The organism is Paraburkholderia caffeinitolerans, assembly GCF_902859945.1.
In the GTDB taxonomy this organism is placed as follows: Bacteria; Pseudomonadota; Gammaproteobacteria; order Burkholderiales; family Burkholderiaceae; genus Paraburkholderia; species Paraburkholderia caffeinitolerans.
On sequence record NZ_CADIKL010000001.1, the window covers coordinates 1 to 13,883 of the forward strand.

At 63.0% G+C, this 13,883-nt stretch carries 8 protein-coding genes; 6 read left to right on the forward strand and 2 right to left on the reverse strand.

The window, feature by feature from the left end:
• From HV773_RS36640 to HV773_RS00010, 3 genes are all read left to right on the forward strand, one after another.
• Positions 1–250: hypothetical protein (locus HV773_RS36640; protein ID WP_217481885.1), on the forward strand; the 250-nt coding region annotated here is incomplete at its 5' end.
• A gap of 67 nt (positions 251–317) precedes the next feature.
• Positions 318–1,589 (forward strand): glutamate-5-semialdehyde dehydrogenase, encoded by a 1,272-nt coding sequence (locus HV773_RS00005; RefSeq protein WP_129561177.1) that lies wholly within the window; start codon positions 318–320, stop codon positions 1,587–1,589.
• A gap of 76 nt (positions 1,590–1,665) precedes the next feature.
• Complete coding sequence (locus HV773_RS00010) at positions 1,666–2,082, forward strand: CopD family protein (RefSeq protein ID WP_035535384.1); 417 nt, start codon at positions 1,666–1,668, stop codon at positions 2,080–2,082.
• Between the two features lie 41 nt (positions 2,083–2,123).
• On the opposite strand, the gene HV773_RS00015 is transcribed toward HV773_RS00010, so the two are convergent.
• Entirely contained in the window at positions 2,124–2,570 is a 447-nt protein-coding gene (locus tag HV773_RS00015) for a nuclear transport factor 2 family protein (RefSeq protein WP_160113436.1), read from the reverse strand.
• 879 nt (positions 2,571–3,449) lie between these two features.
• Here HV773_RS00015 and HV773_RS00020 point away from each other — a divergent pair.
• Complete coding sequence (locus HV773_RS00020; protein WP_129561179.1) at positions 3,450–9,806, forward strand: YadA-like family protein; 6,357 nt, start codon at positions 3,450–3,452, stop codon at positions 9,804–9,806.
• A 162-nt stretch (positions 9,807–9,968) separates the two neighbouring features.
• Here HV773_RS00020 and HV773_RS00025 read toward each other — a convergent pair whose 3' ends face one another.
• Entirely contained in the window at positions 9,969–10,826 is an 858-nt protein-coding gene (locus HV773_RS00025) for a MurR/RpiR family transcriptional regulator (protein WP_129561180.1), read from the reverse strand.
• 277 nt (positions 10,827–11,103) lie between these two features.
• Between HV773_RS00025 and edd the strand changes: the two genes are divergently transcribed.
• Positions 11,104–12,987, forward strand: coding sequence for a phosphogluconate dehydratase (edd, locus tag HV773_RS00030; protein WP_129561181.1), 1,884 nt, complete (start codon positions 11,104–11,106; stop codon positions 12,985–12,987).
• A 63-nt stretch (positions 12,988–13,050) separates the two neighbouring features.
• A complete protein-coding gene (eda, locus tag HV773_RS00035; protein WP_129561182.1) occupies positions 13,051–13,692 on the forward strand; it encodes a bifunctional 4-hydroxy-2-oxoglutarate aldolase/2-dehydro-3-deoxy-phosphogluconate aldolase in 642 nt (213 codons plus the stop codon).
• Positions 13,693–13,883: the final 191 nt, after the last annotated feature.

Consider the following 13,883-nt stretch of genomic DNA (forward strand, 5'->3'; position numbering starts at 1 on the left):
GGGCTTCGGGGCGCGCACAACCGGGCGGCCCGGCAGCGAGCCCAGCGGCAGCGGCTGCCGCAGCCGCGTCCCGACCGCGCACCGCAGGGCCGGGGCGCAGGCCTGGCTAGTTGTGCTGGCCAAGCCCACGTTCCTGCACCTGCAATCTGCACAATCGGCATCGTCTGGATGCGCCTCGCGCCGCCTGCTTCAGTTGGGGCTCTGGGGCATGCGCAGCAAAGCCGGCCTGCTGGCCTTAAAATCGACCTAACCCGAACCGCGCAGCCTCAGACCGCTCAGGCTGTTTTGACCGGATGCGCCGCATCACGATAGAAACCATGGATATCGACCAGTACATGACCGACCTCGGCCGCCGCGCCCGCAATGCTTCGCGCGCGATGGCCCGAGCCTCGACGGCTGCCAAGAATGCCGCGCTGGAAGCCGTCGCGCAGGCGATTGAGCGCGAGACGCAGCAACTGAAGGACGCCAACGCCCGAGACCTCGCGCGCGCGAAGGAGAAGGGCCACGACGCGGCCTTCATCGACCGCCTCACGCTCTCCGACAAGGCGCTCAAGACCATGGTGGAAGGCCTGCGCCAGGTCGTGGCGCTGTCCGATCCGATTGGCGAGATCAGCAACCTCAAGTTCCGCCCGAGCGGTATTCAGGTCGGCCAGATGCGCGTGCCGCTGGGCGTGATCGGCATCATCTACGAATCGCGCCCGAACGTGACCATCGACGCCGCAGCGCTGTGCCTGAAGTCCGGCAACGCCACCATTTTGCGCGGCGGTTCCGAGGCGCTCGAGTGCAACACGGCGCTCGCGAAGCTGATCGGCGAAGGGCTGGCGGCGGCGGGCCTGCCTCAGGACGCGGTGCAGGTGGTGGAAACCGCCGACCGCGCGGCCGTGGGCAAGCTCATCACCATGACGGAATTCGTGGACGTGATCGTGCCGCGCGGCGGCAAGAGCCTGATCGAGCGTTTGATGGCCGAAGCGCGCGTGCCGATGATCAAGCACCTCGACGGCATCTGCCACGTCTATGTGGACGATCGCGCCGATCTCGCCAAGGCGCTGACCGTTTGCGACAACGCCAAGACGCACCGTTATGGCACCTGCAACACGATGGAGACGCTGCTCGTGGCGCGGGGCATCGCACATGAGGTGCTGCCGCCGCTTGGCCGCCTCTATCGCGGCAAGGACGTGGAGCTGCGCGTGGATGCCGCCGCGCGCGCGATTCTCGCGGACGCGAACGTCGGCCCGCTCGTGGACGCCACCGAGGAAGACTGGCGCACCGAGTACCTCGCGCCGGTGCTGGCGGTCAAGATCGTCGACAGCCTCGATCAGGCCGTCGAGCACATCAACCACTACGGTTCGCATCACACCGACGCCATCGTCACCGAGGATCACGACCGCGCGATGCGCTTCCTGCGCGAAGTGGATTCGGCGAGCGTGATGGTGAACGCCTCGACGCGTTTCGCCGACGGCTTCGAATTCGGCCTTGGAGCGGAAATCGGCATCTCCAACGACAAGCTGCACGCGCGCGGCCCGGTCGGCCTGGAAGGACTGACCTCGCTCAAATACGTTGTGCTGGGCCACGGAGAAGGGCGGCAATAAGTCGACGCGGCGCGCGCAACGCGAGGCGCGCGCCACTCTCCTTAATTCGAAACGCCGATAACAACAAGGATCGCCGATGCTCTGGGTCAAGACGTTTCACATCGTTCTGATTGCCTCGTGGTTCGCTGGCCTGTTCTACCTGCCGCGCATCTTCGTGAATCTCGCGATGGAAACCGAACCCGCGGCCATCCAGCGCCTGCTGATCATGGCGCGCAAGCTCTACCGCTTCATGACGATGATTGCCGTGCCCGCACTGCTGTGCGGGCTATGGCTGTGGCTTGTGGTGGGGATCGGGCGCGGGCAGGGATGGATCCACGCGAAAGTAGGCGTGGTAGTGCTGCTCATCGTCTATCACGCGTATTGCGGGCGCCTGCTCAAAACCTTCGAGCGCGGCGAGAATCGCCGCTCCGACAAGTGGTATCGCATGTTCAACGAACTGCCGGTGCTCGGCATGCTGGCGGCGGTGGCGCTAGTCGTCATCAAGCCGTTCTGACGCCCGCTTCCTTCTATCTTCCCCACTCCTGACGGGCACTATCAGATGGTGCCCGACTCCTTGCGGCGCATGCGCGCGCCGACGACGCGCCAGCCGTCGTCTTGCTTCACGAAAACATCGGCAAAGCGGTATTCGACCGGCTTGAAGCCCTGTGCGGGCGTATAGCGATTGATGCCGGTAACGACGGCCAGATCGCCGAGCACCTGCACGCGCACGTCCTCCAGCACCTGTGAGCCGCCCGGCGCAAGCGCGGCGGCAGCGAGCAAATCGCGCTTCGATCGATGCATGCCATTGGGCAGAACTTCGAGGAATTTATCGTCCAGAAGATCGTTGAGCATGGAGCGGTCGCCCGTGGCGGCCGCTTTGGTCCATTGCTGTTCGAGCGTCTGCAGTTGAACTGCTTCACTTGTGACGGGATTGCTTGGGACCGAGGCAAAGACAGTGGTGGCTGCCACGCATGCGGCGGCGACGGCGAACAGATGTTTCATGACGTTTCCTGGTTTGATCCGGTGAACCCGGCGGTGCGCAAAAACGGGAAACGATCGCATGATCGCCGGCGGTGACCGGCCAAAGAGGCACTGAGCGCGAAAGCCATACGTGGCACGCAGGACGTTGTGTCTGCGTTTCCCGACGTAGAAAGTGTATTTCTCCTACGGTTCATCAGATATAGGACGAGTCTCAAAAACGGAGACGCGGCTCGCGTGGCCAATGTGCAACATGAAGCGCTATGCGACATTACGCCGCAATTTCGCGATGAATCTGGCAGAGTCTACGTGATCAAGCGCGATAGTGCCTTCCATAATTATTTCAGAATTTATAAAAAGATAGCATGTTTTTTATGGAATGTTCTTATTTTTGTTTATTTAAAATGAGACTCCGTCGGAGTAAATCCGACAATCTACTTTTCCATGCCGATATTCTGGTGGGATTTCGCCAATCCGATAAGTGGTGTCACTCAGTTATTTCTGTAGTACTTCTATTTTCTTTATATTCAATGATTAAACCTGTTTGAGGCGATTTTTCAGCATTCTGGGTGTGCTGCGGGTCCTTATTTCGTGCGGGTTGGGCGCTTTTTTGTGTGGCCTGTTGGTTTGGGAGTTTTCTTATATTCGCTGTTTTACCTGGTTAATAGAGTTACGCCTTGTTAATGCCTCTTGAGTAATGGGTGGCGCCGAAAATTCTCAGTTAAATCTGACGGTGCTGGGTTTCAAGCCCATCCGGGAAAAATTCTTCGTTCATCTAAGGCAGTAGATTTTCCGGCTCAAGGGAGTTGCATTAGGGCGGTTTGTGCGTTCGCTCGTAATGCGTCTGCGTGGGATGCGTAGACGCCGGTTGGGATCCCGTCTTTAATCAAGGTAAGGCAAAGAATGAACAAGACATATCGATCAGTCTGGAATGAGTCCACGGGAACGTGGGTCGCCGTCCAGGAAAACGCCGCATCGCGGAGCAAGCGCTCATCGAAGCCGATTGTTCTGGCCACCGGAGCGATGGGAGTCGCGACTAGCCTGCTATCGGCGCACGCGCTTGCCGCGACCGCTGGCACCGTCGGGCAAGGTGGTCTGGAAATCTGTTCGGGCACAGGCGGGTATTCCTGGGGCTCGTCGGGCGGCAGCCAGTCGCTGAATTGCTCGTCAGGCAGCTCCGGCACGAGTGACGGACTCGCTTTCTCCCTGAACAACGCAGGCGACACCAAGGGTGGCTACGGTTTTGACGCCTCGACGGCGCAAGTTGCCGGTTATCAAAACGGTCTGCTCAACATCAAGGGAACGGACGTCCAGGTCTACGGACCCACGACGTTCCATAATGTCGTCACGATGAGCAACCAGAAGATCGTGGAGCTCGCGCCCGGCGAAATCTCGGCGGCCAGCGCGGATGCGGTCAACGGCTCGCAGCTCTACGGCTCGGTTTCGAGCGTGGCGAAGAATTTCGGCGGCGGCGCGGCTGTCGGGCCTGATGGCGCCGTTACCGCGCCTTCCTATGTGCTTTCCGGTTCCACCTATAACGACGTGGGGTCAGCCCTGGCGGCACTTGGCGATGGAGCTGATAAAAACGCGGTCCATTACGACTCGTCGGCAAATACCTCGGTGACGTTGGGCGGGGTCGGCTCCACGACGCCAGTCGCGTTGCACAACGTGGCGAACGGCGTCGTGAGCGCCGACAGCACCGACGCGGTGAACGGCGCACAACTGAATGACGTGAGCGCGTCGGTCACGAACGTCAACAACAGCGTCACCAAGATTCAGAACACGTTGACCACGGCCGGCTGGGGCGCGCAGGCGTCGTCGTCGAATCCGACCGGCTATACCTATGGCGGCTTCAACGTCGCAGCCGACGGTACGGTGAGCAATCCGGCCGTTCTCTATGTGCCGAATACCATCGGCACCGCGAATGCGCAGATCGTTCTCGATCCGGGCCAGGGCAACAGCGTCTACTTCGTGAATGGCGATCGCTCCGAAGGCTTTTTGCCGAAGGGCACGATCATCAGCAACGTCGCAGAAGGCATCCAGGCGACGGACGCCGCGAACGTCGGACAGGTGTACGACATCGTTGCGGCAGCCGGCGGTGGCGGGAAGCCGTTGCTGAAGGCAAACAGGGCCTTGCTGGGTGCGTCTTCGGGCTCGGGCGTCAATACGGCCGGCCTGAGCGCCTATTACCTGTATTCGACGCAATACGCGCAGGTGCGAGGCCTGGCCAACAGCTCCGGCAATGCGATGGCCACTGACATCGCGCAGGCGCTCGGTGGCGGCTCGATCGCAATCGGTTCGAGCTCGTACGTGGACTCGACGGCAAGCGGCGGCGTAGCGGTGGGTGTGCAGGCGCACGCGTCGAAGAACGATTCGGTCGCGCTGGGTTCCGGCTCGGTAGCGAATCAGGACAACACGGTTTCGGTGGGTAATGACGGCACGACGTCGTATGCGGGCTGGGATCAGAACGGCAACCCCATCACGATCAAGAACCAGGCGAACACGCGCCGCATCGTCAACATGTCGGCCGGCCAGGCCGACACCGACGCAGTCAACGTGAGCCAGCTCAAGGGCGTGACGGACGCACTGGGCGGCGGTACGGCCGTGAACGCTGATGGCACCATCCATGCGCCAACCTACAACGTGGCGGGCGGTTCGTACACCGATGTGGGCTCGGCACTCGCGGCTGTGGATACCGCCTCGGCGGACGGGCTGGCCGATGCGGTGAAGTACGACTCGTCGGCACACGATTCGATTACGCTGGCCGGCGTGGGTGCGACGTCGCCGGTGGCGCTGCACAACGTAGCCAACGGCCAGCTCGATGCATCGAGCACCGACGCGGTGAACGGCGCGCAACTGTTCGCCACGAACGAGAACGTGTCGAACCTCGCCGGCTCGGTGACCACGATCCAGGGCGACATCACGAACATCAATGGCCAGTTGGCCGATGCGGTGAAGTACGATTCGTCGGCGCACGACTCGATCACGCTGGGCGGCAAGGATTCGACCACTACGGTGGCGATGCACAACGTGGCTAACGGTGACCTGAGCGCATCGAGCACCGACGCGGTGAATGGCGCGCAGCTATTCGCCACGAACGAGAACGTGTCGAACCTCGCTGGCTCGGTCACCACGATTCAGGGCGACATCACGAACATCAGCGGCCAGTTGGCCGATGCGGTGAAGTACGACTCGTCGGCGCACGACTCGATCACGCTGGGCGGCGAGGATTCGACCACGCCGGTGGCCATGCACAACGTGGCTAACGGTGAGTTGAGCGCATCGAGCACCGACGCGGTGAACGGCGCGCAGTTGTTCGCCACGAACGAGAATGTGTCGAACCTCGCTGGCTCGGTCACCACGATCCAGGGCGACATCACGAACATCAATGGCAAGTTGGCCGATGCGGTGATCTACGACTCGTCGGCACACGAGTCGGTTACGCTGGGCGGCGTGGGTGCGACCACTCCGGTGGCGCTTCACAACGTGGCCAACGGCCTGGCAGACAACGACGCCGTCAATGTGAGCCAACTTGCTTCGGCGGGCTTCTCGCTCGATGGTTCGGGTAACGTGGTCAACAAGGCAGTGACGTACGACGCCGGCTCGATCGAATCGGGCGCGCCGCACATCGAACTCGATCCGGGCACCGGGAACAGCAAGTACTTTGTGAACGGCAATCGCCAGCAAGGCTATCTGCCGGCGGGCACGGTCATCAGCAACGTCGCGAACGGTGTCCAGGATACGGATGCAGCGAACGTCGGCCAGGTTTATGACCTGGTGAACGGTCGGGGCGGCAACGGTACGGGCGGCGGGTTGTTGCGCGCGAACGCGAGGCTTTTGGGTGCATCGGCTGGCTCGGGGGTCAATACGGCCGGTCTGGACCAGTACTACCTGTATTCCACGAACTATATGCAAGTGAAGGGCCTCGCTGACAGCTCTGGTCAGGCGGGACCTACTGATGCATCGCAAGCACTTGCTAGCGGCTCGGCGGCAATTGGCTCGAACGCGCGCGTGGATACGACGGCGAACGCAGGCGTGGCCGTGGGTGTTCAGACGCGTGTGACCGCGAACGATGCCGTGGCGCTGGGCTCGGGCTCGGTGGCGGACCAGGCTAATACGGTGTCGGTGGGTAACACCGGTACTACGCCGGTCATCGCCATGTACCCGAATGGCCAGACGTACACGATCCAGAATCCCGCGAATACACGCCGTGTCGTGAACATGGCTGCGGGTCAAGCTGATACCGACGCAGTGAACGTCTCGCAGATCAAGGGCATCACGAATGCGCTGGGCGGTGGGGCGGGCGTGAGCGCAACCGATGGCACGGTCATTGCGCCGAGCTATGTGCTGGCTAACGCGGGCACGTACACGGACGTGGGTTCTGCACTGGATGCCATCAATGCAAAGGCCGACTCGGGTTCCGTGAATGGCGTGGTGTATGACTCGTCGGCACACGACAAGGTGACGTTTGGCGGTTCGGGTCATACGCCGGTTGAGTTGACGAACGTAGCCAACGGCAAGGTAACGGCAGCCAGCTCCGACGCAGTGAACGGCGCACAGCTGTACGCGCTGGGTGCGACGACGGACAGTTCGGGCAACGTCACGAATGCATTTGTTGCCTATGACGACACGACGAAGTCCAAGATCACGCTCGGTGGAACGGGCGCAGCCAAGCCGACGACGCTCACGAACGTGGCGAACGGCACGGTGACTGCGGCGAGCTCAGACGCAGTGAATGGCGCACAGCTGTACGCGCTGGGTGCGACGACGGACAGCTCAGGCAATGTCACAAATGCATTCGTTGCCTATGACGACACGTCGAAGACCAAGGTAACGCTCGGCGGAAAGGGCGCGACTGTGCCGACAGCGCTAACGAATGTGGCGAACGGCGCGGTGAGCTTGACTAGCCTCGACGCAGTGAACGGCTCGCAGCTCTACGGCCTTGCCGGCTCGACGGCTGCTGCACTTGGTGGCAATACGAAGGTCAACCCGAACGGCTCGATCAGCGCACCGAGTTACGTGCTGGCTAACGCGGGCACGTACACGGACGTGGGTTCTGCACTGGATGCCATCAATGCAAAGGCCGACTCGGGCTCCGTGAATGGCGTGGTGTACGACTCGTCGATGCACGACAAGGTGACGTTTGGCGGCAAGGGTTCGACTGTGCCGGTCTTGCTGACGAACGTGGCGAACGGCCAGGTAACCGCATCGAGCTCCGACGCAGTGAACGGCGCACAGCTGTACGCGCTGGGTGCGACGACGGACACCTCGGGCAACGTCACGAATGCATTTGTCGCCTATGACGACACGACGAAGAGCAAGATCACGCTCGGTGGAAAGAGTGCAACCGCGCCGACGGCGCTCACCAACGTGGCCAACGCTCAGTTGACTGCATCGAGCACGGATGCGGTGAACGGCGCACAACTGTTCGCAACGAACCAGAACGTATCGGATCTCGCGGGTGCCGTGACCAACATCGCGGGTGATGTGACGAACCTGAATGCCAAGATTCAGGACGCGGTGCTGTATGACTCGTCGGCACACGACTCCGTGACCTTCGGCACGGCGGGTAAGGCGGTGGCGCTGCATAACGTGGCGAACGGCATGGTGAGCATGGCCAGCCTCGACGCAGTGAACGGCTCGCAGCTCTACGGCCTGGCCGACTCGACGGCTGCGGCGCTTGGCGGCAAGTCGAAGGTCAACCCCGACGGCACGATCTCTGCTCCGACCTATCAGGTAGGATCCGGCACGTACAGTGACGTGGGCAACGCGCTCGACGCAATTGCCGCTCTTGCGACTGGCGGTTCGGTGGACGCGGTGATGTACGACTCGTCGGCACACAACAAGATCACACTGGGTGGTCAGAACTCCACGAGCAAGGGACCCGTCAAGGTAACGAACCTCGCGAACGCCTCGGAAGCCAGCGATGCAGTGAACCTCGCACAGCTCGAAGCGATGGGCATGACCGTCGACACTTCCGGCAACGTGACGAATGCGTTCGTGGCCTACGACGACACGTCGAAGTCCTCGATCACGCTGGGTGGCCCCGGCTCGAGCACGCCGGTTGCCATCCATAACGTGGCGAACGGTGTGGCGGCCAACGACGCCGTGAACATCGCACAGCTTCAAGCGATGGGCGCGATCGTGGACAGCTCGGGTAACGTGACGAATTCGTTCGTTGCGTACGACGACGCTACGAAGGGTTCGGTCACGTTCGGCGGCATCGGTGCAACCGCGCCGGTCAAGTTGCACAACGTCGCGGCCGGCGCCGTCACGTCGAGCAGCACCGACGCGATCAATGGCGCACAGCTGTACAACGTTGCGTCGAGCACGGCCGACGCGCTGGGCGGTGGTTCGACTGTCAACGCCGACGGTTCGATCTCGGCGCCGACTTACGTGATCAGCGGCGGCACGTACACCAACGTGGGTGGCGCGCTTACGAATCTTGATGGCCGCGTGACGAACATCGAGAACACGGTGACCAACATCGCGGGTTCGGTGGCCAATGCGGTTCAGTACGACTCGTCGGCACACGACAAGATCACGCTGGGCGGCACGGATGCCTCGACGGCGGTCAAGCTGACCAACCTGCAGGATGGCGAACTTTCGGCCAGCAGCACGGACGCCGTCACGGGTGCGCAGTTGTACGCGACGAACGTGGAGGTCTCGAACCTGAACCAGGCTATTCAGAACATCAACATCAACGGTTCTGAATACATGTCGACCAACTCGACGAGCGGCCCGGCTTCGGCCACGGGCTCCAACTCGATCGCAGCGGGCGGCGGTGCAACGGCTACGGGTGCGAACTCGACGGCCATGGGCGACAAGGCCGCGGCTACGGCTGACAACTCGGTTGCGCTGGGTGCGAACTCGGTGGCTGATCAGGCGAACACGGTATCCGTCGGTTCGGCGGGTAACGAGCGCCGGATCACCAATGTCGCAGCGGGCGTCAACCCGACCGATGCGGTCAATATGGGGCAGTTCCAGAGCGGCATGAACTCGCTCCAGAGCGGCATGAACTCCGTGGCGCGTAACGCGTACGGCGGCATCGCAGCGGCAACCGCGCTGACGATGATCCCGGACGTCGACCAGGGCAAGACCATTTCGGTTGGTGTCGGTACGGCTAACTTCAGGGGTTACCAGGCGGCTGCGATCGGTGCAACGGCTCGCGTCACCCAGAACCTCAAGGTGAAGCTGGGCGGTGGCTATGCCGCGAGCGGCGGTGCAACCTACGGCGGCGGCATGTCGTACCAGTGGTAAGTGTTTGATGGCAATCCAGGAGCGGTACGTCCGCTTCTGGTTAGCCCGCACACTGCTATTGAGCGGCCGCGTAGTTTCGGCCGAAACACAAAGCGGACTCCCTCGGGAGTCCGCTTTTCTTTGGGGAGCGCGGTTTTCGGCGCGCCCTGTCGCTCGACGTGTTTAGCTGTTCGCGTCCAGTCTGCGCCGCGCGATGATGTCCTTCGCGCTGGCGAGCTTTTCGGCAAGCTCCGGGCCACGCTGCAACGCCACGCCCACCGCAAGAATGTCGCCTATCGCGAGATGCGAAGTGCGCGAGGTCATCGGAGAGAAGACGTCGGTGTCTTCGTCGACGTTCGCGTGCAGACCGACGCTCGCGAGGCGCGCAAGCGGCGAGGTGCCGTGCGTGATGGCGATCACCTTCGCGCCACGGTCGAGCGCCGTTTGCGCCGCATCCACCACGTCGCGTGTGCGCCCGGTGTTCGAGATGGCGACGACCACGTCGCCGGGCCCGAGCAGCGCCGCCGACATCAGGAACGTGTGCGGATCCGAATAGGCAATGCTCGGCATGCCGAGTCGAAAGAACTTGTGCTGCATGTCCTGCGCCGCGATGCCCGAGCCCCCCGCGCCATAGAACTCGATGCGCGATGCCTTGGCGAGCAGGTCGATGGCGGCGCCGAGCGCGTCCGTGGACAGGTTGTTGCGCACCTGCACGAGCGCGCCGATCGTCCGGTCGAGCACCTTCGCGGCGACGCCGGGCACGGGCTCGTCCGGGCTCACGTCGCGGTAGACGGCAGGCATCTCCGTGGGCAGATCGGCGGCCACGGCTTGTGCGAGGCGGATCTTGAACTCGCGAAAGCCCGAGAACCCGAGCGCATGACAAAAGCGCGCGATGGTCGGCTGGCTCACGCCTGCGCGCTGCGCGACCTCGGTCATAGAAAGGTCGAGTAGTTCTCGCGGCGCCTCGACGATGTAGTCGGCGAGCTTGCGCTCGGACGGGCGCAACTGTTCGCGTATGGCCTTCACTTGGGACAGCAGCATCGGAAAACTCGCACTATGCTGGAAGATCCGCTGACAATAACGGGTCGATTAATATGTACAAAAACTACATGAATCGCCGGGAAGATGCAAGCCGGGTTTAGCCGAAGCAAGGTGTATTCCCGTAAAAATGGGGATTTTCAGCGTTTGCATGATTCAACTTCTCAGGCAAAACTGGGATTGCGAGCTTGTAGTTTTTCTACTAACATCGCCGCATCGCTGACCGGATCGCGCGATGTGTCCCCGAGCGTCCCGCGAGATAAAAATGGAAGGAGATTCGATGGTTTCCCCGCATTCGCAGTTGATGAAGGTCACGCGGCGCGTGATCGAGCGCAGCAAACCGACACGCGAGGCCTATCTCGCGCGCATCGCGGCGGCGCAGGACCGCTTCCCGGCGCGCGGCGCGCTGTCGTGCGCGAATCTCGCTCACGGTTTCGCCGGTCTCGAAGGGCGCGACAAGATCGCCATCAAGGCGATCCGCGAACCGAACATCGGCATCGTCTCGTCCTATAACGAGATGCTTTCGGCGCACGCCCCCTACAAAGACTTCCCCGAGATCATCAAGAAGGCCGCCCGCGAAGTGGGCGGCGTCGCGCAGTTCGCGGGCGGCGTGCCCGCGATGTGCGATGGCGTCACGCAGGGCAATGCCGGCATGGAGCTGTCGCTGTTCTCGCGCGAAGTGATTGCGATGAGCACGGCTGTTGCGCTCACGCACAATATGTTCGACGCGGCGCTGTGCCTTGGCGTGTGCGACAAGATCGTGCCGGGCCTGCTGATCGGCGCGCTGCAATTTGGCCATCTGCCCACCATTTTCGTGCCCGCTGGCCCGATGACGAGCGGCATCTCGAACGACGACAAAGCGAAGGTGCGCCAGAAGTTCGCGACGGGCCAGTGCGATCGCGAGGCGCTGCTCGAATCCGAGGCCGCCGCATACCACGGTCACGGCACCTGCACGTTCTACGGCACGGCCAACAGCAATCAGATGCTGATGGAGGTCATGGGCCTGCATCTGCCGGGCTCGGCGTTCATCCATCCCCACACGCCGCTGCGCGACGAACTCACGGCGGCGGCTGCGCGCCGCGTGCTCGAGCTCACCGTCGAGCGCGGCAACTATACGCCGATCGGTCACGTGATCGACGAGAAGGCGGTGATCAACGGCATCGTCGCGCTGATGGCGACGGGCGGCTCGACCAACCATACGCTGCACCTCGTGGCGATGGCGCGCGCGGCGGGCATCATCATCGACTGGAACGACTTCGACGAGCTTTCGGCCACGGTGCCGCTGCTCGCGCGCGTCTATCCGAACGGCAAGGCCGACGTGAATCATTTCCACGCGGCGGGCGGCATTGCCTTCCTCGTGCGCGAGTTGCTCGACGGCGGCCTGCTTCACGAAGACGTGAAGACGGTGGCGGGCGAGGGCCTGCGCCACTACACCGAAGAGCCGAAGCTGCTCGACGGCAAGCTTACGTGGGTGCCGGCGGTCGAGAAAAGCGCCGATACGGCCGTGCTGCGTCCGCTGCCCGAGCCGTTCCAGCCGGACGGCGGCCTGCGTCTGATGCAAGGCCGCATCGGCCGCGGCGTCATCAAGATTTCGGCGGTGGCGCCCGATCATCGCCTCGTGCGTGCGCCGGCCATCGTGTTCGATTCGCAGGAAGCGGTGCAGGAAGCCTTCGATCGCGGCGAACTCGAACGCGATTTCGTTGCCGTCGTGCGTTTCCAGGGCGCGCGCGCCAATGGCATGCCGGAGTTGCACCGCCTCACGCCGCTGCTCGGCGTGCTGCAGGACAAGGGCTTTCACGTTGCGCTCGTGACCGACGGGCGCATGTCGGGCGCGTCGGGCAAGGTGCCGGCCGTGATTCACGTGTCGCCGGAAACGCTGCTGCACGGGCCGATCGGCAAGGTGCGCAATGGCGATATCGTCGTGATCGATGCGGTCGCGGGCGTGCTGGACGTGGAAGTGGACGAGGCGGAGTGGAGCGCGCGCCCGGTCGCTCACCCCGCGCATCAGGAAAGCAATGAAGTGGGCTTCGGCCGCGAGCTGTTCGGTGTATTCCGCGCCGCTGCCGCTCCCGCGGAGCTGGGTGCGTCGGTGTTCGGACCGCTTGTCGGCGAAGTGCCGGCCACGCCGGCTGTCGCTACCGCTGCCGCGCGCGCGACGCACTAAGCCACGCCAATAGCGCGGCGCGACCAGAGCGAAAAACTGAATTCATCATCAAGGAGCCTGATCATGGCAACAAGCACGGTGGCCGACATTGTCGGCCTCGGCCCGGTGATTCCGGTGCTGGCATTCGATACGGCCGAGCAGGGCGAGCACGTTTCGCGCGCGCTGCACGCGGGTGGCGTGAAAGTACTGGAGATCACGCTGCGCACGGCGGCGGGTCTCGAGGCGATCGAGCGCGCCGCGCAGATCGCACCGGACATCGTCGTTGGCGTGGGCACGATCACGAAGCCCGAGCATTGCGCGCTCGCTAAAAAGGCCGGCGCGCAGTTCGGCGTCTCGCCGGGCCTCACGCGCGAGATTCATCAGGCGTCGCTCGATGCGGGGCTGCCGCTGCTGCCCGGCGTCATGACGCCGACGGACATCATCGTGGCGATGGAACTCGGCTACGAGATCGTCAAGTTTTTCCCGGCGGTGCCGGCGGGCGGCCTCAATATGCTGCAGGCCTTCCATGGCCCGTTCCCGACGCTCAAGATCTGCCCCACGGGCGGCATCACCGCTGAGTCGGCGATCAACTTCCTTGCGCTGCCCAACGTGGTTTGCGTGGGGGGCTCGTGGCTCACGCCGAAGGCGGCGCTCGCCGCCCAGGACTGGGCCGAAGTGACGCGTCTCGCACGCGCCGCCAGCGAGCTGTCGCGCCCGGTGCGCTGACGTTGCATGTGGCGGCGGTATTCCGGGCGTTCGTTCCCTGATTTCGTTCTGCTGCATCCGCGAGCCGCGCAGGCAGCGCCCTTTGGGGCGCATGGCCTGCGCGGCTCGCGCGTCTTTCGCTTGCTTTCGCTCGTTTTTCAGGCACGCGGCAGAGAAAGCCGCTATAACCTCTACAATCTCGGCCCCTCGAC